The organism is Actinoplanes sp. NPDC023801 (assembly GCF_040639655.1).
Taxonomy (GTDB): Bacteria; Actinomycetota; Actinomycetes; order Mycobacteriales; family Micromonosporaceae; genus Actinoplanes.
The window spans coordinates 52,397-76,064 of record NZ_JBFAAI010000021.1 but is presented as its reverse complement, the minus strand read 5'-3'; the positions used below and the strand labels follow the sequence as shown (position 1 = coordinate 76,064).

Below are 23,668 nucleotides of genomic sequence, written 5' to 3'. Positions count from 1 at the left end.
ATGCGTCAGAGTTCGCTCGTCGTCATCGCCAACCGTCTGCCACTGGATGACAGCGCCGCTCCGGACGGGGCCTGCGAGTGGCGCCGCAGCCCCGGCGGCCTGGCCAGCGCCTTGCACGCGATCCTGGAACAGACCCCGGCCACCTGGGTCGGCTGGGCCGGCGGAGTGGGGCCGGCGCCGGCCCTGCCGGACATCGGCAGTCTGCGGCTACGGCCCGTGTCGCTGACCGAGGACGAGCTGCGCGGGTACTACGAGGGATTCGCCAACTCGACCCTCTGGCCGCTGTACCACGACGCGGTGCAGCAGCCGACGTTCGACCGGGGCTGGTGGGAGACGTACCGGACGGTGAACCAGCGGTTCGCCGAGGCCGCCGCCGAGGTCGCCGAGCCCGGCGCCGCCGTCTGGGTGCAGGACTACCACCTCCAGCTGGTCCCCGGGATGCTCCGCGAGCTGCGGCCGGATCTGCTGATCGGCTTCTTCATGCACGTGCCGTTCCCGCCTCCGGAGCTGTACATGCAACTCCCCCGCCGGGTCGAACTGCTGCGCGGCATGCTCGGTGCCGACCTGGTCGGTTTCCAGCGTGAACAGGCCGCGCACAACGTCGCACAGCTCGCCAAGAAGCTGCTCGGGGCGGTCAACGCCGACAACACCATCACGTTCGACGGGCGGACCGTACGCACCGGGGCGTTCCCGGTCTCCATCGACGTCACCGAGATGCAGGCGCTGGCCACCCGGCCGGACGTCGTCAGCCAGTCCAAGCAGCTGCGGCACAACCTCGGGCAGCCGAAACGGGTGCTGCTCAGCGTCGACCGCCTCGACTGGACCAAAGGCATCGAGCACCGGCTCACCGCGTACAGCGAACTGCTGCGCGACGGCTTCGTGAAGGTGCGCGACACCGTGATGGTCCAGGTGGCGGTACCCAGCCGGGAACGGGTGGAGAGCTACCGGGACCTGCGCGACCGGATCGAGGGCGAGGTGGGCCGGATCAACGGTGAGTTCGGCCGGGTCGGTGAGCCCGCCATCCACTACCTGAACCAGCCGTTCGGCCGTTCCCAGCTGGCCGCGTTGTACCAGACCGCCGACGTCATGGTGGTGACCCCGCTGCGGGACGGGATGAACCTGGTCGCCAAGGAGTTCGTCGCGGCCCGCGAGGACGGCAGCGGCGCACTGGTGCTCAGCGAGTTCGCCGGCGCAGCCGCGGAGCTCTCGCAGGCGTTCCTGGTGAACCCGCACGACGTGGACGGCCTGAAGGAGACCCTGCTGCGGGCCATGGAGGCGGACAGCAGCGACCTGACCGCCCGGATGACGGCGATGCGCCGGCACATCACCGAGCACGACATCATCGCGTGGGCTCGGGCCTACCTGAGCGCGCTCGACCACACCGGCCGGCTGGCCGACCGGCTGCCGCGGACGGCCCCGCCGTCGCGGCGGCGGCCGCCCCGGCAGCGTTCAGCGCGGTAACTCCTTGTCCAGCCAGTCGAGGATCGCGTCGATCGGCTCGGCCCAGCCGGGCTCCAGCATCAGGTAGTGGCCCATGCCGGGGAAGAGCAGCGGTGCACCGCCGTACCGGGCGGCCGCCCGGTCCAGGGCCGCCCGCGGCACCACCCGGTCGTCCGGGCTGCCCACCACGAGCGTGGGCGGCCCGCCGACCGGCGCCGGCAGCTCGTCGCGAGCCAGCAGGCCGGCGGCCGGGCGGGCGCCGACCCGCTCCAGGTGCGCTGCCGCCTCCTCAGCGGGCAGCTCCGGCCCGAACAGCTGCCGGGCGGAGAACTTGAGCCGCCTGCCGAACAACGCCGGTACCGTGCCCGTGGGATTGCTTCGCAGGGCCGCCCCGAGCGCCGCCCAGCCGTCCAGCAGCGGAGCCACCAGCACGGCCGCACGGGCCGGATAACGCCCCAGCGCCCGGGCCACCACCCGGCCGCCCGTCCCGTGGCCGATCAGGACCGTCTGACGGGGCAGCGACGCCGCCACCTGCACCACGTCGTGAGCCTGGGCGCGCAGGTCGCCGCCGGGACGCGGGGTGACGGCGTACGCCGGGAAGCCCCGGCCGGCGGCGTGCGCCAGCCAGTGCTCGGCGAACGCCCAGGCACCGTGCCCCAGGCCGGGCACGAACAGCAGCGGCGGACGGCCGCCGTCGTCCTCGGGCAGCCGGGACACGACCTCACGTTCGGCCGGCGGCACGGGATCGGACCAGTCCTCGAAACGCAGGATCCCGCTCACTTCGCCGTCCCCATGTTCGTCAGCAGGCTCTCCACGGCCCGCAGGTAGTCGACGTGGTCGACCTCGAACCAGTGCCGGCGGCTCGGCACCACCTTGCGCCGGGACCAGGACGCCAGCGGGCGCCGCGACTCCTCCCGTTGCACGGCGGCGGCCTTGTCCGGATCGTCGGCCCGCAGCCGCAGCCAGCGGGCCACCGCGACGCTCTGCCAGTGCGCCAGCGGGAACAACCCGGCCGCGGCCTGCACCAGGCCGACCACGGCGAGCGTCGGATGCTTGCGGGCGAACGCGTGCAGGTGAAGGTCGGGCCGGCCGTCCTCGTCGATGTCGAGCAGCTCCGGCTCGAGGAAGTCGAAATTGGGCCGGTACCCGGTCGCGGTGATCACCAGTTCCGGCTCGATCCACCGGCCGCCGGCCAGCTCCACGGCGGTGCCGTCGTAGCGGGTCACGTCCGGCACCGCCTCGATCCGGCCGTGGCCCAGGTAGTGCGGCAGCAGGCCGTTGACGATCGGATGGCTCTCCAGCGGCGCGTGGTCCGGTGCGGGGACACCCCAGCGGGTCAGGTCGGCGGCGGTCCGGCGCAGGCGGCGGTCGCGCAGCCAGGACGGCATCCGCCGGTGGTGGACCTGGTCGGCCGGCCGGTTGCCCACGTACTTCGGGAAGTACCAGTAGCCGCGCCGGGTCGAGTGCCAGACCCGGCCGGCGTGCTGGGCCGCCTCCACAGCCAGGTCGCAGCCGGTGTTGCCGCCGCCGATCACCAGCACCTTCCGGCCACGCATGCGGGCCGGGTCCTTGCAGGCGCTCGCGTGGATCACCTGGCCGGCGAAGTCGCCCGGGATCTCCGGAGTGACCGGTGACCAGTTGTGTCCGTTCGCGATCACCACGGCGGCGTACCGCTGCACCCGGGAGGTGCCGCCGCCGATCGACTGGATGGTCACGTCCCAGCGGCCGTCGCCGGCCGGCACGATCGACGTGACCTCCATGCCGTACCAGATGTGCTCGCCGAGCCCGAAGTGCTTCGCGTACCGCTCCAGGTACTCCAGGACCTGGCTGTGGTGGGGGTAGTCGGGCCAGGTGTCCGGCATCGGGAAGTCGGGGAACTCGGTGAGCGGCCGTGACGAGACGAGGTGGGCGCCGGCGTACACCGGGCTGCGGTCGTGGCGCCAGTTCCAGGCACCGCCGACGGAGGTCTCTCGCTCGTAGCAGTCCACCGCGAAGCCCTGCTCACGCAGGTTCTTGATGGCGGTCAGGCCGCTGGCGCCGGCGCCGACGACGCAGACGGCGCCGCCACGGTCGCCGAGGTCGGGGGAGTCTTGCACCCGGCGATCCTTGCAGACCGCACGCTTAGGAGGAAGGGAGCAAAAGGTCCGCGACGATGGGTAGATGATCACTCGCCACGCGTGCCCGATCGGTCGAGACGATCTCGTAACGTTCGATGGTCACGCCGGGTGTGACGAACAGCCCGTCGATGCGGCGGCTGGGCACCGAGGCCGGGAAGGTCGGCAGTTCGTCGGACGAGCCGAGCAGGCCGTCCCCGACCGTACGCCAGGCGCCGCCGCCCGGGCCCTCGTTGAGGTCGGCGGCGACCACCAGCGGCCCGTCGATCTTCTCCAGCTCGGCCTTCCAGAAGGCGGCCTGCTCGGGCCGCTCGGCCGGGTCGGTGGCCAGGTGCGAGCCGGAGACCGTGAACGTCGCCCCGCGTACCGCGCCCTCGGCGAAGACGGCGCCGCGCATGTGCCGGCCCGGGGTCAGCGGGTACCGCAGGCACCAGCTCCGCCGGATCCGGACCCGGAGGCTGACCAGCAGCAGGTTGCCCAGCGACGGCAACCCGCCGGCGGCCACCACCAGGCCGGTCTCGGTGGCGAACGCGGCGCATTTCTGCCGCCACCGGAACCGGCGCGGCGCCTCCTGCACGACGAGGACGTCCGGGGCCAGGTCACGGATCAGCCCGGTCAGCGCGGCCCGGTCGTCCCGCAACCCGTGGACGTTGTAGCTGACCACCCGCAGCGGAACCCCGGACATCCCCGGCCGCCTCAGCCGCGTCGGGCGAGGTCGGCAGCGCCGGCCACGCCGGCGGCGTTGCCCATCCGGGCGGCGTGCACCTCGGCCACCGGGAAACGGTTCCGGTTGGCCAGCTGATCCCGGTACGCCCGCTCGATCGGCCCCATCAGCAGCGGTCCCGCGTCGATCACACCGCCGCCGATCACCATCATCTGCGGGTCGAGGCTCTGCGCCAGGTCGGCCAGCGCCACCCCGAGCCAGTAGCCGACCTGGGCGAAGGCGTCCATCGCCACCCCGTCGCCGGCTCGCGCGGCCTCGGTGATCTGCCGGCCGGTGATGGCCAGGGGGTCACCACCGGCCAGAGCGAGCAGCGCAGCGGCCCGCTCCGGTTCCTGACGGGCGCCGGCCCGGCCGAACCGGACCAGGGCGTTGCCGCTCGCGTACTGCTCCAGGCAGCCGAGCCGCCCGCAGCCGCACGGGTGCCCGTCCGGAACAGACTGGATGTGGCCGAGTTCGGCGGCGATGCCGTTGGCGCCACGCCACAGGCCGCCGTTGGTCACGATCGCGCCCCCGATGCCGGTACCGACGGTGATCATCACCATCGAGTCGGCGTGCCGGGCCACCCCGAACCGGAACTCGGCCCAGGCTGCGACGTTCGCGTCGTTCTCCAGCACGGTCGGCAGGCCGATGGCCTTGGTGACGTAGTCCCGCAGCGGCTCGTCCCGCCAGGCCAGGTTCGGCGCGAAGAGCACGGTCGAGCCGGTGGCGTCGATCCATGCGGCGGCCCCGATCCCGATGGCGGTGGCCTGCGGATATTGAGCGACCAGTTCAGCGGCCACCTCGACGATCGTGTCCCGGGTGCCGGCCGGGTCGTCCGCCGGTGTCGGCCGGCGGTTCGACGCCAGCACGTTGCCGTGCTCGTCGACCACGCCACCGGCGACCTTGGTGCCGCCGACGTCGATTCCGATGGTCAGCGTCACGCTGCCCGTCCCCTCTGCAAACAGTTCACACCGCGCCGCCCGGGCGGGCGTCGTCGCCCACTCCCGGGTCGCGGTCCTCAGGCGCCGAGGCGCCCAGCTCATGATCCACGCTACGGGGCTCGGCCGCGTCGTCTGCGGCCACCTCCGTGGTGGCCATGGCCCAGACGTCGCCCGTCCGGGATCCTGCGGCAGCCGGCGCCGGGGCGCCATGGTCCCCGGTCCCGGCGTGCCGGGCCGCCCGGGCCTTGGCCTGGGCGACCGCTCTCGCCACCGCCTCCTCGGCCGCGGCGGCGCGGGCCCGGGCGGCGGTGGCCGCCTCGCGGGCGTCGGCCGCGCTGGCCGCCGCCCACGGGTCCCCGCCGGCACCCGCCGGGGCCGGCGGCTCCTCCTGCTGCTCGACGCGGGTGGCGGCGGACCAGGCCTGGTCCGGGGCGGGCGTGGGCCGGGTACGCGGGGCCGGCGGCCGGGGGTTCTCCGCGGCCATCGAGGAGAACGCCCGCATCAGACCGGCGACGCCACTGGCGATGTCGCCGGCACTGGCGGCGAGCCGCTCGGCCGTCTCCGGGCTGGGGTCGCGCACGGCCGCGATCGCCTTGCAGACCGGGCAGACGCAGCACTCGGCGCTCCCGGTCGACCAGTCGCCGCGGTTGAGCACGCCGATCAGGCCGGCCACGGATTCACCCAGGAGGCCGAAGCCGTTCCCCGCGGAGTGGCCGGCCGACGCCGCCGAGGCGCGTGCGAGGACCGCCGCGACCAGCCGTTCGGCCTCTTCCCGAGCTGATCCGGACATCTCGCGCTCCCCTCGGCCCGCGGTCAGGCCGCGGGCATGCTCTCGACGCGGCGCTTGAGCTCCTTCAGCGCCGTATCCATGATCATTTTCTCGGCCTTGCGCCGGAACATCCCGAGCATCCCGATCGCAAGATCAACCGCAAGGGTGTACGTCACGGAGGTGCTGCCGTCGGCGTTCTCCACCAGGTCGTAGGAGCCCTCCTGGGAACGCTGCGTCTTCGACGGCTCGACCAGGTGCCACTCGATCCGGGAGAGGTCGTCGGCGTACGCGTACTCCAGGGTGTACTCGTCGACGAGCACGGTGGCGTCGATCTGGAAGCGCACCTGGGCGGCATAACCGTCCTCGTACTCCTCGAGGACCTGCACCTTCTTGATCGACTCCGCCCACTCGGGGTAGCGCGCAAAGTCACAGATCACCGCCGCCACCCGGGCCAGGGGCGCATGGACCTGAATCGACTGCGTCGAGGTGTCCGCCATGCAGGCGAGGCTACCCGCCGGGGACGAAGGATCGCGCGACCGGGGCGTGGCGCGGAACGAGCCGATGTCCGCCCCGGCCGCTACCATCCGTCACGTGCCAGCCCTCGCCAGTGGTCCCGTGCGCATCCGACCGGCCGAAGCCGCCGCCCGCGCCGTCATGCTCGCGCTGGTCGCCGCCCTGACCCTGACCGCCACCGGCGACCCGGTCCAGCTCGGCTGGATCGCGCTGCTGGCGGTCGCCGCGGTGCCCTCGTTCATCGCCCGCGGCCATGCCGTCCTGGCCCCGCTCGGCCGGTTCGGTGAGGTGGTGGTGACCTGCCTCGCCGCCGGATCGGTCGCCGCCGCGGCGGTCACCGCCGACCGGGTCGACGCCGGGTTCGGCGCGGAGGCCGTCCTGCCGTACCTGGCGGTGCCACTGCTGACCGCGGCCCTGCGGCGCCGCACGGCCGAGGGCATCGCGCTGCTCGGCGTCGCGGCGGTCGCCATGGTGGTCGGCGGCGCGGTCGCCGGCCCGTCCGCCGAGACGCTGCGCCAGCCCGGCTATCTGGCCGCGTGCGGCCAGTGGCTGGTGCTCGGCGCGATCATCACGTTCGCCGCCGAGACGATGCGTCAGCTGCTGCAGCCGCCGGAGCCCACCCCGCAGCCGTACGCGGAGGCCACCCGCCTGCTGACCCAGCTGCGCAGCGTGGCCCGTTCCCTGCCGGGCGCCACCCTCGACCCCGGCGGCATCTCCGAGCACCTGCTCGAGGAGCTGCGCGCGGTCGCGCCCGGCCACCGGGCGGCGGTGCTGTCGGCCAGCGGCGGCGGACGGCTCGTGGTGCTGGCGCAGACCGGGGCGGAACGCGTCGACTGGGAGACCACCCTCGACGCGGACTCCGGCATCGCCGACGCCTGGGCCACCCAGCAGCCGCAGACGGCGAGCCGGTCGCAGGCCCGCAGCCACCCCGGTGGCGACGTGTCGTCGCTGGTGGTGCCGCTGGTCGCCGGGGTCCGGACGATCGGCCTCGTGATCCTGGAGACGGATGCCTCCGGGGCGTACCCGTCCTCGGTGGTCCAGGCCGTGACCGAGGTGACCGGCCCGGCCTCGCTGCGCCTGGAGGCCGCCCTGCTCTTCGACGACGTCCGCTCGCTCGCCACCAACGAGGAGCGCCAGCGCCTGGCCCGCGAGATCCACGACGGGGTCGCGCAGGAGCTGGTGATGGTCGGCTACGGCATCGACAACGCGCAGGCGACCCTGCCGGAGGGAGCCGAGGAGACCGCCGAGGAGCTGCGGACACTGCGGGCCGAGGTGACCCGGGTGATCACCGAGCTGCGTCTGAGCCTGTTCGAGCTGCGGTCCGAGGTCGACCGCAACGGCGGTCTGGCCGCGGCCATCGCGGAGTACGCGCGGACCCTGGGCACGAGCGCCGGCCTGCGGGTGCACTTCACCTTCGACGAGTCGACCGCCCGCCTGCCCGCCGCGACCGAGGCCGAACTGCTCCGGATCGCCCAGGAGGCGATCACCAACGCGCGCAAGCACGCCGGTGCGTCGAACCTGTGGGTGACATGCACCGTCGACCCGCCGTACGCGGAGATCGAGGTGTCCGACGACGGCAAGGGGTTCGCGGACACCCGCCCCGACGGCCGTTACGGTCTTACCATCATGGCGGAACGCGCCGAACGCATCCGAGGCCGTCTCAAGATCACGCCGCGACACCCCAGCGGGACAACCGTCGCCGTAGTGCTCGGAACCCCGCCTCGGCGCGATAGCGTGCGGGATAGCGTTTCAGCTCCAGAAGGGGAGTAACCCGAGCATGTCGACCAGTCCTGCGCCGACGACGCGCACCAAGGTCCTCCTTGTCGACGATCACGACCTGATCCGTAAAGGGCTGCGACACGCATTCGAGCGCGACCGGCAGTTCGAGGTCGTCGGCGAGGCCGCCACGGCGGCGGAAGCGGTGCGCCAGGCCGGTGCGCTGCAGCCCGATGTCGTGATCATGGACCTGCGCCTGCCCGACGGCAGCGGCCTGGAGGCGACCCGCGCGTTGCGGAAGAACAACGCCAACATGGGCATCGTGGTCCTGACCATGTATGCGGGCGACGACCAGCTCTTCGGCGCTCTCGAGGCCGGGGCCAGCGCGTTCGTGCCCAAGACCGCACCGGCCGACGAGGTGGTGGCGGCCGCCCGGCACGCGGCGTCGGCACCGAGCGCGTTCACGGCGGCCGATCTGGCCGAGGCCATGAAGCGGCGCCTCGCTCCGTCCGGCCCGCAGCTCTCGCCTCGCGAGGGCCAGGTGCTGCGGTTGCTGGCCGACGGCATGAGCGTCGCCGGCATCGCCAAGCAGCTGTTCGTCTCCGAGTCGACGGCCAAGACCCACATCTCGAAGCTGTACGAGAAGCTGGGTGCCGCGAACCGGGCACAGGCGCTCATGACCGCGCTGCGACTGGGCCTGCTCGAAGCGCCCGACGCGCCTAAGTTCTAGACAATCCCGACAGATTCGGCGTTTCTGTTTTTCAGGCGCCGAATCGAGATATTAGCGTCGCGGCCCCGGCAGAGCCCGAAGGCCGCGCCGAGGCACGCGACCGAAGCCCAAGCGGCCGCGACGATGGCTGCCGCCTCCACGCGCCCCCTCACTCCTCCAGCGCGAGCAGGACCTTCCGCAGGAGACCGTTGAGCTGCCCCAGCTCCTCGACGCTCAAGCCGCGCAGGGCCCGCTGGTCGACCGCCATGCCCTTGAAGATGTATTTGTTCCACATCTTCCTGCCCTCCTGGGTGGGCCGGACGAGGATCCGCCGCCGGTCGGCGCCGTCCATCTGCCGCGTGATCAGCCCCGCCTCGGCCAGCCGGTCGAGCCGGCTGGTCATCGCCGCGCGGGTCACGTTCGCCGCCTCGGCCAGCTGCGCGGGGGTCGCCTCGGTGGGCCACGGTTGCACCATCAGCACGTGCAGCGTCTTGAAGTCCTGGGGCGTGAAGCCCTCCGTGAAGATCGACAGATCGGCCCGGTCGATCCAGCGCTGAATGTGCTTCATCCGGACCAGAGCTCCCTCGACCTCGGGCGCGAAGGCCGGTTCGTCCTTCCAGAACGTCGCCCACCGGGCCACATGCTGATCCACGCTGTCTTCCATACCGACCAAGTGTGCCACGTCTCTGATTATTAGATGGCGGATAGTTAGACGGTGAACTAATCTCGCCGTCATGACTCGTGACTTCCGGCTGCTCGCCGTCGGCCAGGGGCTCTCCTGGCTCGGCAACGCGTTCCAGACCGTCGCCCTCGCCGTCGCCGTCGTCAACACCACCGGCCGCGGCGCCCACGACCTCGGCATCGTCATGGCGACGAACATCCTCACGCTGCTGGCCGGCACACTTTTCGGCGGCATCTGGGCCGACCGGCTCCAGCCCCAGCGCGTCATGGTCGTCTCCGACCTGATCCGGTTCGCCGCCACCGCCGGCATCGCGGCCATGTTCGCCGGCGGCGGCTACCACCTGGCCGGTCTCTGCGCCCTCACCGTCGTCTCGGCCGGCGCCGGCAGCTTCTTCAGCCCGGCGATGAGCTCCCTCAAACCGCTGCTCGTCCCGGCCGAGGAACGCCAGAAGGCCAACGCCACCCTCAGCCTGCTGCAGTCCGCGTGCGGCGTCGCCGGTCCGGCCACGGCCGGCATCACCGTCGCGGCCTTCGGCGCGCCGGCCGGTTTCTCCATCAACGCGGTCAGCTTCCTGGCCTCCCTGGTCGCCGCCGCCCTGATCCGGGTACGGGCCCCGCGCGGCCCCCGCTCCCCCATGCTGGCCGAACTGACCTCCGGATGGCGCGAGATCCGCAGCCGCGACTGGCTGCTCGCCAACCTGCTCGGCGCCACGGCGTACCACCTCGCCAACGGCGTGATCCTGGTGCTCGTACTGGTGGTCGCGATGGAGCGGCTCGGCGGCGCCCACGCGATCGGCTGGATCGCCGCGGCCGAGGGCCTGGGCGGCGTGATCGGCTCGGCCATCGGGATGCGGTTCCGGCCGCGCCGCCTGCTCTTCGCCGGCCTGCTGGCACTGCCGCTGATGTCGGTGTGGGCTTTCGCGTACGTCTGGCCCGGCACCCTCGCGGCCATCATGATCGGCGCCGTGATCGGGTACGCCGGCCTGCTCTTCTACGACGTCGCCTGGGACACCTCCCTGCAGGAGAACGTGCCGCACCGGGCTCTGGGCCGGGTCAGCTCCTGGGACTATCTGGCGTCGTTCCTGGCCATGCCGGTGGGCAACGCGCTGGCCGGGCCGCTCTCCGACCGGTTCGGCATCGACCCGGTGCTGACCGTCTGTGCGGCCGTCCTGCTCATCGCGGCCATCGCCATGCTCGCGGTCCGCGGCTCCCGGCGCCTGACCCGCACCGGCGCGCCCGCACCGGACCCCTTGGTGCCGCTCCTCGATCCGACGCCCGCCGACGCGATGCCCGTCGAACCGCCGCGGCACCACCATCCGGCCGGCTGACCACCGGTCATTCGCGGGTCAGGTCCGGGCGCCCGCCGTGTCGGACTTCACCGCTGCAGAAGGCCCGCGAGTGCGGCGATCAGTTGCGGCTTCGTCGGCACGCCGGTCGCGCGGCGGACCTCACGGCCCTCGGCGTCGAGGATCAGCAGGGTCGGGGTCTGCCGGACGTCCAGCTCCCGGACCTCGCCGAGGTGGCTCTCGGCGTCCACCTCGACGTGCCGGACGCCCGGGAGCAGGGCCGCGACCTCGGCACTGATCCGGCGCACGGCACGGCACGGTGCACAGAACGCCGTGGAGAACTGGAGCAGGGTGGCCGGGGCCGGCTCCACCCCCAGCCGCGCCAGGAGGGCGGGCTCCAGCCGTACGCCGTCGGTCATCCCTTGATCTTGGCTCGTCGCCGCCGGACCCGCCACCTCCGCCGACCCGCGGCCAGGCGCCCCGGACCCGCTAGCGCCGCCCGACCCGCCACCGCCACCCGTGGCCAAGCGCCCGGACCCGCCGGCGCCGCCCGGCCCGCCGGCCGCCCGTGACGGGCTGCGCCCCCGTAGCTTTCGGGGTCTCCTCGTTCTGTCAGACCCTGCTGTTAGGTTCCCGGCCATGACCACCGATGCATCCGGCGCGAAGATTCCCACCTCCGCGGAAGAGGACCGTTTCTGGCAGCTGATCGAGTCCGCGTGGGCCGAGCTGGGGCCGGAGCCCGCCCGGATCCGGCACTTGCTGGTCGACCGCACGCCGGACCCGGACGGGGAGGATGACGAGGCGCTGTACGCCCTCGACGCCTGGCTCGACAAGTTCACCGAGCGGCTGCGGGCCGCCTGCGCCGGCCTGTCCGCGGCCGAGCTGACCGTTTTGGATCGCGTCCTCGAGCGCAAGCTCCATGACATCGACCGGGAGGACATCCACGAGTTCACCGACGGCTCGGACGACGGCTTCCTCTACGCCCGGGGCTTCATCGTGGCCGCGGGCCGCTCGTTCTACGAGGCGGTCAAGGCCGACCCGGCCAAAGCGATCATGGACGCCGAGTGGGAGGAGATGTGTTACTTCTTCGCCCACCTCCACAACAGCCGGTTCGGCGACTACCCGCAGACCGGCTCCGGCATCAGCCGCGAGAGCCACAGCAACCGGGCCGGCTGGCAGTAAGGCCTGCTCTCGGGCGGCCTTGGGCACCACCGCAAGAACCGGGCCGGTCGGCAGTGAGGCCCGCTCCGGGGCGGCCTTGGGCACCGCCGCGCGGAAGGCATCGGGAGGCCCCTCGTCTTTCGCGGGACCGGGGAGGGAGATCAGGTCGTGGTGAGCAGGCCGGTCAGGCGGGCGGCCTGGGTCTCCCAGCGCCACTCCTGTTCCACCCACGCGCGGCCGGCCTCGCCCATCGCCTTCGCCTTGACCGGGTCGCCGAGCAGTTCGGCGGTCCGGGCGGCGATGGCGGCGACATCGGAGCCACCGACCACGTAGCCGGTCTCGCCGTCACGAACGGCGTCGGGGGCGCCGCCGGAGTCGCCGCCGATGACGGGCAGGCCGGTCGCGGAGGCTTCCAGGTACACGATGCCGAGGCCTTCGACGTCCAGTCCGACAGCCCGGGTACGGCACGGCATGGCGTAGACGTCACCGGCCGCGTAGTGGTCGGGCAGTTCCGCCCACGGCACCGAACCGGTGAACACCACGTCGGCCTCGACGTCGTGCTCGCGGGCCAGCCGTTCCAGCGTCTTGCGGTACGGGCCGCCGCTGACCAGCAGCAACGCCGCCCCGGGGACGCGGCGGCGGATCTCCGGCAGGGCACGGATGAGCATGTCCTGACCCTTGCGGGGCACCAGCCGGGAGACGCAGACGACGACCGGACGGTCGCTGAGCCCGTGGCGTCCGCGGACAGCGGCGCCGTCGACGCCGGGGTGGAACTTGTCGACGTCGACGCCGGGGGCGAGCCGCCGCAGGTCGGTGAGGCCGTGCAGGGCCCTGTCGAGACGGGTGCGCTGGTATTCGCCGAGATAGGTGATGACGTCGTTGCCGCGGGCGATGCGGCGGAGCAGACCGCGTGCCCCGGGCAGCGCGGCCCAGCCGATCTCGTGACCATGGGTGATGCCGACGGCCCGGCGGATGCCGGCGTTGCGGCGCAGGCCGTGGGCGAGCAGGCCGAGCGGGGCGGCGGCACCGAAGAGGATGCTGTCGCACCCGTGTGCGCGGGCGAGTTCGGCGGCGCGGCGGGCGACGGCCGGGGTGGGCAGGAGGAGGCCGGTCTTCTCGCGGACGACCTCGAACGGCTGCTCGGCGTCGAAATCGGCGGCGCCGCGCCAGGTCGACGAGTAGACGACGATCGAGCCGGCCGGCTGGCGCACCGCCAGATTGTGCACGAACTGCTGGATGCCGCCGGGCCGCGGCGGGAAGTCGTTGGTGACGAGCAGGGTGCGGGCCATCAGCGGTCTCCCCGGGCCCAGGCTCGGGCGGCGGCCATCCGCTGCACGGTGGACGGGTGCGAGGCGAACATGGCGTGCTCCCAGGCTGGCGGGTCGGGGTCGGACAGGTTGACGGTGCCGAGACGGCGCTGCATCGCCTCGAAGGTCTGGGCGTCGGCGGTCAGCTCGAGGGCGTGGACGTCGGCCCGGGCCTCGATCCGGCGGGACACGAACGACTGCGCCGGGCCGGAGATCAGGCCGGCGATCGTGGTGACGGCCAGGAGCAGGCCGATGGCCCGGGGTTCGGCGATCGAGTCGACGCCCGCCAGGCGGATCAGCCATGGCCAGGAACCGAGCAGGTAGAGGGCGACCACGGCGACGGCGGCACCGAGCGCGCCCATGATCGTGCCGGTGAGGACGTCGTTGTCCTTGGCATGGCCGAGTTCGTGGGCGGTCACCGAGACGATCTCGCCGGGGGTGGCCTCGGCCAGCATGGTGTCGTAGACGACGATCCGGCGGGTGGGGCCGAGACCGGAGACGTAGGCGTTGACCGCCCGGGTGCGCCGGGACGCGTCGGCGATCAGCACGTCCTTGACCGGGACGCCGTCGCGGGCGGCGAGCTGCAGCAACTCGGTACGCAGCGGACCGTCGGACATCGGGGTGAACCGGTTGAAGACCGGCTCGACGACCACCGGCAGCACGAAGGACAGCAACACCACGAGCCCGGCCGCACCGGCCGCGCCGAACGCCCACCACCAGCGGGGCGCGAAGTGCGTGACGGTGAAGAAACCGGCGAGCACGAGGGCTCCGAGAATCGCCCCGACGCCGAAGGATTTGAGCAGGTCGACGGACCAGCCGCCCCAGGTCTGGGTGGAGATGCCGTAGCGCACCACGATGGTGTGCCGCCAGGCGGCCAGTGGCAGGGTGAGCAGCTCGGTCACCAGGACCACGAGCAGACCGCCGAGGACGGCACGGGCCAGCCAGTGGTCGCCGAACGGGCGGCCGGCGAACTCGACCAGGCGGGCACCGAGCGGGGTGAGGCCGAGCAGCAGGACCGCCAGCAGGCCGAGGGCCATGCCGGCGTAGGAGCCGGGCCGCAGCGCGGCGTGGAAGGCGCGGGACCGGGCCACCTGTTCGGCGGGCAGCCGGCCGAGGGCGGCGAGCTGGTCGGCGCGGGGCGCGGGTGCGCGATGCCAGGGCACGGCGACGGCGGCGAACCCGATCAGGGCCACCAGGAGCACCGCGAACGTGCCGACCGCCCAGAACCGTGGAGTCACCGCTCGGCCCCTGCCAACATCAAGATCCCTTCCGAGGGTACGCCGGAAGCAGCCCCGCCCCGGCCGGGCGCCGGCCGGAACAGCCCGCCGGTGGACGAATCCGGAACGGGCGGTGCCCGCACGAACCGTCCCAGCGTGTGATCGCCAATCCTAGAGTTCGCGGTCGCTCCCGGCTGACCGGCCGGTTCGGTCGGTGTTCCCGGGCAGCGTGCTCACCTCGTACACCACGAGGGGTCCGTGCCTGCTGACCGGATGCCGCCCCGCGGACGCCGCCGCCCGCAATGGCCGCGGCCGGGGCGGGCGGCGCGGCCACGGCACCGCTTTCATGATCACGCCACGTCACGGCGCGACGGATCAGCCGGAAGGAAGACCGGCGGGGGCGGGGTCTGCAGCAGCTCCACCTCGAAACCGGCCAGTTCGAACACCTCGATGGCCCGCAGCTCCCCCGGTGTCAGGTCGGCGATGCCGTCGGGCGTCTCCATGAGCACACTGACCAGGCACCCGTTGCAATCGACGCTCCGCTCGGCGCAGCGCCCACAATCGATGATCATTACCCCTCCTCATCGGAGGTCGGCCACGTCCGTAAGGCAAGCGACTGACCGGCCACCATCGGTGACAGTCACGCTAAGCGAGGGGTATGACAGTTTTACGAGCGCGCGAGCCGGCGCAGCAGAGAATCCGCGCCCATCGGGTAGGCGCCGTGCCGGCGTACCCCGTCGGCGACCTCGCGATCGGAGGAGACGACCACGACCGGGCGGCCCGGCGGCTCGGCCCGGACGAGCTGGCGGATCAGCTCGTCGGCAGTGGTGCCCTTACGGGAGAACAGGACCCGGACCCCGCGCGGCGCGGGCGGCAGGCCGTGCACCCGTTCGGCGCCGTCGAAGACCACCGTTATCTCGTCGCCGGTCTGCGCGGCTATCCCGCCGAGCCCGGTGATCAGGCGTTTGCGCTGCTGCTCCAGGGACATGTCGGCGAAGCCGCGCTTGGTCACGTTGTAGCCGTCGACGATCAGGTGAGCCCGCGGGAGAGCGAGCAACTGGTCCAGGCGGCCCGGGTCGTCGGTGTCCTGGGCGCGGGCACGGGACCGCTCGGGGGCGCCCGGCTTGTCGGCCGAGGAGTCGGCGACGAAGTCAGCGGGCAGCTTGTCGGCGGGCCCCAGGGCCAGCTCGCGGCGGAGCCCGGAAGCCGCCTGGCCGATGGTCTCGAGCAGCAGCCAGAGGCGGGCGTCGTCGACGGCACGCGCGTCCTTGGCGGCCTGTTTCCCGGTGGCGGCGGCCGACTCGGCGTCGGCCAGCCGGGATCGCAGCCGGCGCAGCTCGGCCTCGTGGTCGAGGGTGGCCCGCGAGGCGCGGCCCTTCTCTGTCGCCAGCAGATCGGCGGCGCGTTTCTGCGCTGCCTGCGCCTCGCGCAGCGCCTTGGCGGAGCTGCGGGCCTCCTCGCGCACCTGGCCGAGCTCCTCGCGGACCCGGGCCAGCTCGTCACGGAGCTTGTCGGCCTCGACGCGGGCGACGGCCCGGTCGTGCTCGGCACGGGCGGCGCGCTGTTCGGCGGCCCGGACCTGGGCGGTCACCGCGGCACTGTCGGCCTCGGCCCGGACCGCGTCGCCGGCGGCGCCGATGAGTTCCCGCCAGCCGTCGGGGCGGGCCAGGTACGCCAGCGCCGCCACCTCGACCGGGTCGGCCGCGGCCGGCGCGACCCCGCTGGTCACGGCCGCCCCGAGATCACCGGAATCGGCGACGATGCGGGCGCCGATGCGCTGCCGGAACAGCGGGTCGGCGACGAGCTGGGCGGCGATGTCACGGCCGCCGAGGCGGGCCCGGCGGTTGGGCGCGAAACGGGCGACCCGGCGCAGCGGGACCGGCATCTCGTCGGCCGGCAGCGACGGCAGGGCCGCGGCGGCCAGAAAAGTGATCCGCTGACGGACCGCCTCCGGCAACACCGGTTCGGGTGAGATATCCGTTTCGAGGGTCAGGTCCGCACCCTCCGGCACCGCCTCCTCCTCGGGGCGGTCATCAGGGTTCAGCAGTGCGGACATCTACCCATTCTCACACCGGTCACCGGCGATTAGCCCAGCGGAGCAAGTGATCTTTTCGCGCCCCGGTCCCGGTTTGTGTCGTACCCCCGCTCTATCGTTGCCGCCCGTGACGCAACCGGCCTACGTGCAGGGCACTCTGGACTCGCTGCTGTCCGCCGACGGCTCGGTGGACCCGGCGGCGCTGGCGCTGGCCGACACCACGTTCGTGGTGCTCGACCTGGAGACCACCGGCGGCGCTCCGGACGGCGCCGGGATCACCGAGATCGGCGCGGTCAAGGTGCGCGCCGGCGAGCCGCTCGGCGAGTTCGCAACCCTGGTCAATCCGGGCGAGCCGCTGCCACCGTTCATCACCGTCCTGACCGGCATCACCGAGGCGATGCTGCGCCCGGCCCCGCCGATCGAGACGGTGCTGCCCGCCCTGCTGGAGTTCCTCCGGGGCGCGGTCCTGGTGGCCCACAACGCGCCCTATGACGTCGGCTTCCTGAAGGCGGCCTGCGCCCGGCACGGCTATCCCTGGCCGAACCCGCGGGTGCTCGACACGGCGGCGCTCGCCCGTCGCGCTCTGACCCGTGACGAGGTGCCCAACCGGAAACTGGGCACGCTCGCGCACTTCTTCCGGTCCACGGTGCAGCCCAACCACCGGGCGCTCGACGACGCGAAGGCCACGGTCGACGTGCTGCACGGGCTGATCGAGCGGCTGGGCAGCTTCAAGGTCCACACGCTGGGCGACGCCATCGAGTTCGCCAAGGCGGTCACCCCGGCGCAGCGCCGGCAGCGGCACCTGGCCGACGGGCTGCCGCACGTGCCGGGGGTCTACATCTTCCGGGCCTCTGACGACCGCCCGCTCTACGTCGGCACGTCGAAGGACATCGCGACCAGGGTCCGCGCCTACTTCACGGCCACCGAGAAACGGTCCCGGATCTCCACCGAGATGCTCACCGCCGCGGTCCGGGTGGAGGCGGTGGAGTGCGCGCACCCGCTGGAGGCCGAGGTGCGCGAGCTCCGGCTGATCGCGGCGCACGCTCCGCCGTACAACCGCAGGTCGAAGTTTCCCGAGAGGATCGTCTGGCTGAAGCTGACCGCGGAGGCCTACCCACGCCTGTCGGTGGTGCGCCGGCTCACCGAGGACGGCAGCACCTATCTCGGCCCGTTCTCCTCGCGGCGCACGGCCGAACTGGCCGCGGCCGGTGTCTACGACGCCGTGCCGTTGCGGCAGTGCAACCACAAGCTCTCGCTGCGCTCGAAGACGCCGGCGTGCGCGCTGGCCGAGCTGGGCCGGTGCCCGGCACCGTGCGAGCACGAGATCACCCCCGAGGATTACGACGTACGCGCCGCCCTGCCGTTCCGGACGGCCACCTCAGGCGACCCCGGCCCGGTCGTCTCGGCAATCCTGACCCGCATCGACGCGCTGTCGGAGAAGCAGCGGTACGAGGAGGCAGCGGTCGTCCGCTCCCGGTTGATCGCCCTGCTCCGCGCGCTCATCCGGATGCAGCGGCTCGACGCGCTGACCCGCCTGCCCGAGCTGGTGGCGGCCCGCCGGGACGACAAGGGCGGCTGGGAGATCGCGGTGGTCCGGCACGGACGGCTGGCGGCCGCGGCGACGTCACCGCCGCGGGAGCATCCCCGTCCGACGCTCGACGCGGCACGGCTGACCGCCGAGACGGTGCTGCCCGGTCCGGGTCCGGTTCCGGCCGCGACGGCCGAGGAGACGGAGCGGATCCTGGCGTGGCTGCAACGCCCGGACACCCGGTTGGTGGAAACCTCGGGCGACTGGGTGTCACCGGTTCGTGGCGCGGCGCGATTCTCTGACCTCCTCACCAGGGCTGAAGCCGCCGCATCAGTCCAAGACTCGACCGTTCGCCTATCGGTAACTGACCGTTCGGATGACGCTCGCTCGCTTAGGCTGTAAGGCACGCGCAACTGTCGTAATGACTTGTTGGTAGGGACCGCTGGCAGTGACCCGCTGGTAGTGACTTGTTGGTAGTGACTTGTCACATTTGCGGGCCAGGAGCTTGGCGACCGGCCCCCTCCGATGATTCGCTTGCGACGGAAACGCGGAGCGACTTCACGCACCGGGTGTTGCGTGGACGATCGGTGAGGGGGTGTCCGGGTGGACGTCGACGCCGGCCACGGCGCCGCATTCGGTCGTGCCCTGCCGGCCAATTCCGCTGAAACGTCCTTCACCCGGCGCCTGCGCTCGCTGCTCAGCTTCCAGAACAACGACGACGATCCGGTCGCCGAGCTGGCCCGTACGCATCGCAGCATCCACGCCTCGGCGGATGTCGCGATCCTGCGCCGCAGCTACCAGATCGCCGAGAGCATGCACCGCGGCCAGTTCCGCAAGAGCGGCGATCCGTACATCACGCATCCGCTCGCGGTCGCGCAGATCTGCGCCGAGCTCGGCATGGACACCACCACCCTGGTCGCCGCGCTGCTGCACGACACGGTGGAGGACACCAGCTACACGCTCGAGGCGCTGCAGGGTGACTTCGGCCCCGAGGTGGCGCACCTGGTCGACGGTGTGACCAAGTTCGACAAGGCGTACTACGGCAAGGCCGCCGAGGGCGAGACGATCCGCAAGATGATCGTCGCGGCCGGCAAGGACGTCCGAGTCCTGGTGATCAAGCTGGCCGACCGGCTGCACAACATGCGCACGCTCGGTGCCCGCGGAACCGCGAGCCGGGCCCGGATCGCGACGGCCACCCTCGACGTCCTCGTCCCGCTCTGTGACCGGCTCGGCATCCAAGCCCTCAAGCGGGACCTCGACGACGTGGTGCTCTTCCACCTCGAACCCGACTCGTTCGCGCGCATCGACGAGCACGTGAAGAACCGCCCCGGCTGGGACGAGTACCTCGCCGACGTGTCGCACAAGGCGCGCACCGCGCTGCGCCGGCAGAAGGTGACCGCCGAGGTGACCCCGCGACCCCGGCACTACTACTCGATCTGGAAGGACACGGTCGCCGGCAATCACCCGGTGCCGCAGGACCTGCCCCGGATCGCGGTCGTGGTGGACGGGCCGGACACCGACTGTTACGCGGCTCTCGGCGCGATCCACGGCCGATGGCGCCCGGTCGCCGGCCGGTTCAAGGACTTCATCGCCTCGCCGAAGAACAACCTCTACCGGTCCCTGCACACCACAGTGGTCGGACCCGAGGGCAAGCTGGTCGAGGTCCTGATCCGGACGAAGACCATGCACCGCTACTCCGAGTACGGCGTGGCCACCAGCTACCGGTATCCGAAGGAGTCGGACGAGCCACCAGGCGCCGACCAGCTCACCTGGCTGAAGCGGGTGCTCGACTGGCAGCAGGACACCACCGACGCTGGCCAGTTCCTCGACTCGCTGCGGTGCGACCTCGCCGAGGGCCAGATCACCGTCTTCGCGCACGGCAACGCCTACGAGTTGCCCAGCCAGTCCACACCGGTCGATCTGGCGTACGAGCTGGGTCCCCGCCACGGTGACCAGTGCCTCGCCGCGACCATCAACGGACGTCTCGCACCGCTGTCCTCGCCGCTCCGCGACGGTGACGTCGTGGAGATCTTCTCGGAGACCGAGGGGCAGGTCGACGTCGAACCGAACGCTCCGCGTGGCCCCCGCAAGGAGTGGCTCGGGTTCGTCAAGTCGAGCCAGGCGCAGATGCAGATCAACCGGTACTTCGACGAGAAGAACGAGCCGGGCATCAGCATCGCCGACAAGGTCCGGCTCGGCCGCGCCACCATCGGGCTCACACTGCGCAAACACGACCGTGGTCTGGCCAGTGAGGTGCCGCTGCGTCGGCTCGCCGAGGAGCTCGGCTACCCCGACCTGGAGACGCTCCTCGTCGCGGTCTGTGAGCGCAGCCTCGAACCGGACGCGGTCGTCGAGCAGCTCATCGCCTTGGTCGACCACCCGGACTGAACCTTTCAGCATCCCCCGTTAGCCTTACCCGCGTGAACATTCCCCGGCAGATCCGCGGCCTCGCCTATCAGGCCTTCTACGGGCTGCCCCTCCCGATGCGCCGTCACATCGCCCGCTTCGTCTCACCGAAGTACCTGGTCGGAGCGGTCGCGATCATCCGGGACTCGGAGGCCGCCGCTCCGGGGCGCATCCTTCTGCTGCGCCAGCCGCCGGGGCGCGGCTGGGGCCTTCCGGCCGGGATCCTCAAGCGCCGCGAGCTGCCCGCGGTGGGTGCGGCCCGCGAGCTCTTCGAAGAATCGGGAGTACGGCTGGAGCCCGGTGACCTGACACCCGGCAACCCGAACGCGATCGTGCACCCGAACGGCGGAGTGGTCGACACCATCTGGTTCGGCGCCGTCCCGGCGTCCAGCACGCCCCTGGCGGTCGACGGCGGTGAGGTGCTGGAGGCCCGCTGGTTCCCGATCGACGACCTTCCCGACCTCACCTGGCCGACGGCACGGTTGCTCGGGATCTACGGCCTCGGCCCGCGCGCCGGCGAACTGCCGCCGTCGATCCCGGCCGGCAGCTACCACACCCCGTTCCCGGGCTCGGGTGAGGCGCGATGACCGCGGTCTGCGGGGTGGTGCTGGCGGCCGGTGAAGGGCGGCGGCTGCGCCCGCTCACCGAGACACTGCCGAAGGCGCTGTGCCCGGTCGGCAACCTGCCGCTGCTCGACCACGCGCTGCGCCGTCTCTCGGGCCTCGGCCTGAGCGGGCCGCAGTCGGTCGCGGTGAACGCCGCCTACCTGGCCGAGCAGGTCGTCGCGCACGTCGGCGACCGGGCCCACCTGTCGGTCGAGCCGGACGGCCCGATCGGCACGTCCGGCGGCCTCGCCCGGCTGCGCCCGTGGATCGACGGCCGCGCGGCCCTGGCCGGAAACGCCGACGCCTACCTGCACGACCCGGCACGCGAACCCGGCAAGGACATCGCGGCGCTGCTCGAGGGCTGGTCCGGCGACACCGTGCGGATGCTGACCAAACCGTGCTTCCCGGGCGACACCGGCGGCTTCAGCGGCCGTCGTTTCGCCGGCTTCTCGCTCATCCCGTGGCGCTACCTGAAGGATCTCGCCGAGGTGAGCAGCGACCTGGTCCGTACCGTCTGGAGGCCCGCGGAAGCCGCCGGCGACCTCGAGCTGATCGCGTACGAGGGTCACTACCTCGACACCGGCACGCCCGCCGACTACCTGACCGCCAATCTGCACGCTGCCGCCGGAGCCACCCTTGCCGACGCGTCGGCGCTGGTCAGCGGGCGGGCTGACAACTCGGTCCTGGGGGCCGGTGCCGTCGTCGAGGGCGTGGCCACCCGTTGCGTGCTGCTGCCGGGTGCCCGGGTCGGCGCGGGCGAGACCCTCACCGACGCGATCCGTACGGCCTCCGGCCTCACCATCAAGATCTAGGCCCCTCCTCCTCGCCGGACCTGACCGGACCCCCGCCCGCCGGGCCGGGCCGATTCGCCGTTCCGGTTACGTCTGGCGGGTGGGCCGGGCGCGTGCGGGAGGGGATCGTGACGGCATAGCATGGGCGCGACTGACATTCCGTCCTCATAGGCGAGGAGCCCGCCGGTGAACACCGCCATCGTCCACATCGACTGCGCGACCGATTCGATCCCGGAGGTCGCCGAGGCACTGGCCGCGCTGGACGGCGTCAGCGAGGTCTACTCGGTCGCCGGCGGGGTGGACCTCATCGCGATCGTCCGGGTGCCGCACTTCGACGACATCGCCGAGGTCATCGCGGGCCGCATCTCCAAGACCCCGGGTGTGGTCAACAGCGAGACGTTCGTGGCCTTCCGCGCCTACTCCAAGCACGATCTGGAGGACGCCTTCGCCATCGGTCTCCCGGACGCCGACTGACTCGTTGTCCTCCTCCCGCGAGCCCGCACTGCGCTGGCTGCTGAACGACGAGTTCAGCGACGAACTGGAGGACATGGACCCGATGTGGCGCCCGCTCGGGGCGTGCATCGAGGTCGATGGCCTGTTCGCCGACCTGCCGGATCCACCCCTGGAACGCTTCACGCTGATCGGGTGCGAGCCGGCCGGCCGCCTGCGCGAGGCGCTCATCCGGCAGCCGCTGCTCGGTGACGTCTTCGTGGAACCGGTCCGGGCCGGCCATGTCGGCGATTACACCTGGCTGTGGGACGTGACCGTGGTCGCGATCGATGGCGACCGGGTCGAGCTCACCGGCCGGGTCCAGCAGGACCGGCATTTGCAGCCGGACACGGAGACGCCGGAGGCCGACGAGTTCCGGCTGACCTCCGGTGACGACACCCTGCTGGCCCGATGCCGCACGGTCGGCGGCCTCTTCCGGGAACGGCCCGAACTTGACCGCCCGCCGGTGACTCTGCTCGGCTTCCGCCCCGAGCCCTGGTTCGCGGCCCTGCTCAGCACTTGGCGGCCGGACGGCGGAGAAGCGGGACAGCCGGACACGGCACAGGCGGGCCGGCTGGGCGTTGTGCCGTCGGACGGTGGGAAACCGGTACGGCTGGCCGCCACCATCGCGGCACGGGCCTCTGACGGGCGCGAACTCAGCACTCTGCAGCCCGGCGTCTTCGCCCACGTCCTGGCGGTCCGCCCGTCGCGGCGGGATCCGGATCTGCTCGACGTGGAACTGGACGACGGGGTGTGGGAGCCGATCCCGGCGGAAGCCCGCGAGTTGTGGGACCGCTGGATGGACCGGCAACCCGCGGAACTCGGCACCTGGGTGCCACTGGCCCCGCACATGCGGCACGAGTGGCTCCGGCTGGCGCTGGCCGGGCACCGCTACGGGGCCCATCCGGATCGTGCGCCGGAAACCGTCTACCGCTTGGACGGGCGCCACGTCACCGACATGGACGCCTTCTTCTGCGCCGTGGGTGAGGCGATCAACGGGCCGGGCGGCTACTTCGGCTGGAACCCGCCCGCCCTCGAGGACTGTCTCCGCGGCACGTGGGGCGCCGCCACTCCGTTCCGTCTGATCTGGCACGACGCGGAGATCGCCCGCCGGCACCTGGGCGCGGACGACTTCGCCATGCTGGTGGGCTGGTTCACCGAGAAACAGGTCGAAGTCGTCCTGCGCTGAGAGGCGGTCCGGGGTGGCCTGGCGTCGAGTAGGCGACGCGTAGCGGCGCCTGTTGAGCGACAGCCAAA

The 23,668-nt window shown here is 72.3% G+C and carries 23 protein-coding genes; 11 read left to right on the top strand and 12 right to left on the bottom strand.

Going from position 1 to position 23,668, the window contains the following annotated elements:
• Positions 1-1,461, top strand: a complete 1,461-nt coding sequence (locus tag AB0G04_RS30815) for a trehalose-6-phosphate synthase (protein WP_360989690.1) — start codon at positions 1-3, stop codon at positions 1,459-1,461.
• Here AB0G04_RS30815 and AB0G04_RS30810 read toward each other — a convergent pair.
• The 6 genes from AB0G04_RS30810 to AB0G04_RS30785 are packed head-to-tail and all read right to left on the bottom strand — an operon-like array spanning position 1,450 to position 6,464.
• Positions 1,450-2,220 carry an alpha/beta hydrolase gene (locus tag AB0G04_RS30810; RefSeq protein WP_360989687.1) on the bottom strand — a complete coding sequence of 257 codons (771 nt, stop codon included), beginning with the start codon at positions 2,218-2,220 and terminating at the stop codon, positions 1,450-1,452. The genes AB0G04_RS30815 and AB0G04_RS30810 overlap by 12 nt on opposite strands.
• Positions 2,217-3,536 carry an NAD(P)-binding domain-containing protein gene (locus tag AB0G04_RS30805; protein WP_360989685.1) on the bottom strand — a complete coding sequence of 440 codons (1,320 nt, stop codon included), beginning with the start codon at positions 3,534-3,536 and terminating at the stop codon, positions 2,217-2,219. Before AB0G04_RS30805 ends, AB0G04_RS30810 begins: the two co-directional genes overlap by 4 nt.
• A gap of 25 nt (positions 3,537-3,561) precedes the next feature.
• Positions 3,562-4,239 carry an endonuclease/exonuclease/phosphatase family protein gene (locus AB0G04_RS30800; RefSeq protein WP_360989683.1) on the bottom strand — a complete coding sequence of 226 codons (678 nt, stop codon included), beginning with the start codon at positions 4,237-4,239 and terminating at the stop codon, positions 3,562-3,564.
• Between the two features lie 11 nt (positions 4,240-4,250).
• The gene (locus AB0G04_RS30795) at positions 4,251-5,198 is read right to left on the bottom strand and encodes an ROK family glucokinase (RefSeq protein ID WP_360989680.1); all 948 of its coding nucleotides are present in this window, start codon (positions 5,196-5,198) and stop codon (positions 4,251-4,253) included.
• 25 nt (positions 5,199-5,223) lie between these two features.
• Positions 5,224-5,988 (bottom strand): hypothetical protein, encoded by a 765-nt coding sequence (locus AB0G04_RS30790; RefSeq protein ID WP_360989677.1) that lies wholly within the window; start codon positions 5,986-5,988, stop codon positions 5,224-5,226.
• A 23-nt stretch (positions 5,989-6,011) separates the two neighbouring features.
• Entirely contained in the window at positions 6,012-6,464 is a 453-nt protein-coding gene (locus AB0G04_RS30785; protein WP_360989674.1) for an SRPBCC family protein, read from the bottom strand.
• Between the two features lie 157 nt (positions 6,465-6,621).
• On the opposite strand from AB0G04_RS30785, the gene AB0G04_RS30780 reads away from it, so the two are divergent.
• Both AB0G04_RS30780 and AB0G04_RS30775 read left to right on the top strand, forming a co-directional pair.
• On the top strand, positions 6,622-8,250 hold the full coding sequence (locus AB0G04_RS30780) for a GAF domain-containing sensor histidine kinase (RefSeq protein WP_360989842.1): 1,629 nt from the start codon (positions 6,622-6,624) through the stop codon (positions 8,248-8,250).
• 7 nt (positions 8,251-8,257) lie between these two features.
• Positions 8,258-8,926, top strand: a complete 669-nt coding sequence (locus AB0G04_RS30775; protein ID WP_014688640.1) for a response regulator transcription factor — start codon at positions 8,258-8,260, stop codon at positions 8,924-8,926.
• A 148-nt stretch (positions 8,927-9,074) separates the two neighbouring features.
• Here AB0G04_RS30775 and AB0G04_RS30770 read toward each other — a convergent pair whose 3' ends face one another.
• Entirely contained in the window at positions 9,075-9,569 is a 495-nt protein-coding gene (locus AB0G04_RS30770) for a MarR family transcriptional regulator (protein ID WP_360989672.1), read from the bottom strand.
• A 70-nt stretch (positions 9,570-9,639) separates the two neighbouring features.
• Between AB0G04_RS30770 and AB0G04_RS30765 the strand changes: the two genes are divergently transcribed.
• Positions 9,640-10,914 carry an MFS transporter gene (locus AB0G04_RS30765; RefSeq protein ID WP_360989670.1) on the top strand — a complete coding sequence of 425 codons (1,275 nt, stop codon included), beginning with the start codon at positions 9,640-9,642 and terminating at the stop codon, positions 10,912-10,914.
• A gap of 47 nt (positions 10,915-10,961) precedes the next feature.
• Here the strand turns inward: AB0G04_RS30765 and AB0G04_RS30760 are convergent, their stop codons facing one another.
• Positions 10,962-11,291 (bottom strand): thioredoxin family protein, encoded by a 330-nt coding sequence (locus tag AB0G04_RS30760; protein WP_360989667.1) that lies wholly within the window; start codon positions 11,289-11,291, stop codon positions 10,962-10,964.
• 220 nt (positions 11,292-11,511) lie between these two features.
• Between AB0G04_RS30760 and AB0G04_RS30755 the strand changes: the two genes are divergently transcribed.
• Positions 11,512-12,054: a DUF4240 domain-containing protein gene (locus AB0G04_RS30755; protein ID WP_360989664.1), complete on the top strand. Its 543-nt coding sequence runs from the start codon at positions 11,512-11,514 to the stop codon at positions 12,052-12,054.
• Between the two features lie 140 nt (positions 12,055-12,194).
• Here the strand turns inward: AB0G04_RS30755 and AB0G04_RS30750 are convergent, their stop codons facing one another.
• The 4 genes from AB0G04_RS30750 to AB0G04_RS30735 form a co-directional block, all read right to left on the bottom strand.
• Positions 12,195-13,322: a glycosyltransferase family 4 protein gene (locus tag AB0G04_RS30750; protein ID WP_360989661.1), complete on the bottom strand. Its 1,128-nt coding sequence runs from the start codon at positions 13,320-13,322 to the stop codon at positions 12,195-12,197.
• Positions 13,322-14,578, bottom strand: coding sequence for a M48 family metallopeptidase (locus tag AB0G04_RS30745; protein ID WP_360989658.1), 1,257 nt, complete (start codon positions 14,576-14,578; stop codon positions 13,322-13,324). The genes AB0G04_RS30750 and AB0G04_RS30745 overlap by 1 nt, the downstream gene beginning before the upstream one ends.
• 329 nt (positions 14,579-14,907) lie before the next feature.
• Positions 14,908-15,129 carry a hypothetical protein gene (locus tag AB0G04_RS30740; protein WP_360989656.1) on the bottom strand — a complete coding sequence of 74 codons (222 nt, stop codon included), beginning with the start codon at positions 15,127-15,129 and terminating at the stop codon, positions 14,908-14,910.
• 95 nt (positions 15,130-15,224) lie between these two features.
• A complete protein-coding gene (locus tag AB0G04_RS30735; protein WP_360989654.1) occupies positions 15,225-16,613 on the bottom strand; it encodes an NYN domain-containing protein in 1,389 nt (462 codons plus the stop codon).
• A gap of 106 nt (positions 16,614-16,719) precedes the next feature.
• Between AB0G04_RS30735 and AB0G04_RS30730 the strand changes: the two genes are divergently transcribed.
• The 6 genes from AB0G04_RS30730 (at position 16,720) to AB0G04_RS30705 (ending at position 23,600) form a co-directional block, all read left to right on the top strand.
• Positions 16,720-18,522 (top strand): DEDD exonuclease domain-containing protein, encoded by a 1,803-nt coding sequence (locus AB0G04_RS30730; protein WP_360989651.1) that lies wholly within the window; start codon positions 16,720-16,722, stop codon positions 18,520-18,522.
• A gap of 201 nt (positions 18,523-18,723) precedes the next feature.
• Positions 18,724-20,508, top strand: a complete 1,785-nt coding sequence (locus tag AB0G04_RS30725) for an HD domain-containing protein (RefSeq protein WP_360989648.1) — start codon at positions 18,724-18,726, stop codon at positions 20,506-20,508.
• A gap of 32 nt (positions 20,509-20,540) precedes the next feature.
• Positions 20,541-21,113 carry an NUDIX domain-containing protein gene (locus tag AB0G04_RS30720; RefSeq protein WP_360989646.1) on the top strand — a complete coding sequence of 191 codons (573 nt, stop codon included), beginning with the start codon at positions 20,541-20,543 and terminating at the stop codon, positions 21,111-21,113.
• A complete protein-coding gene (locus AB0G04_RS30715) occupies positions 21,110-21,943 on the top strand; it encodes a sugar phosphate nucleotidyltransferase (protein WP_360989643.1) in 834 nt (277 codons plus the stop codon). The genes AB0G04_RS30720 and AB0G04_RS30715 overlap by 4 nt, the downstream gene beginning before the upstream one ends.
• Before the next feature lie 165 nt (positions 21,944-22,108).
• The gene (locus AB0G04_RS30710) at positions 22,109-22,396 is read left to right on the top strand and encodes an Lrp/AsnC ligand binding domain-containing protein (protein ID WP_109592101.1); all 288 of its coding nucleotides are present in this window, start codon (positions 22,109-22,111) and stop codon (positions 22,394-22,396) included.
• A 4-nt stretch (positions 22,397-22,400) separates the two neighbouring features.
• Positions 22,401-23,600 (top strand): barstar family protein, encoded by a 1,200-nt coding sequence (locus AB0G04_RS30705; RefSeq protein ID WP_360989640.1) that lies wholly within the window; start codon positions 22,401-22,403, stop codon positions 23,598-23,600.
• Positions 23,601-23,668 lie beyond the last annotated feature (68 nt).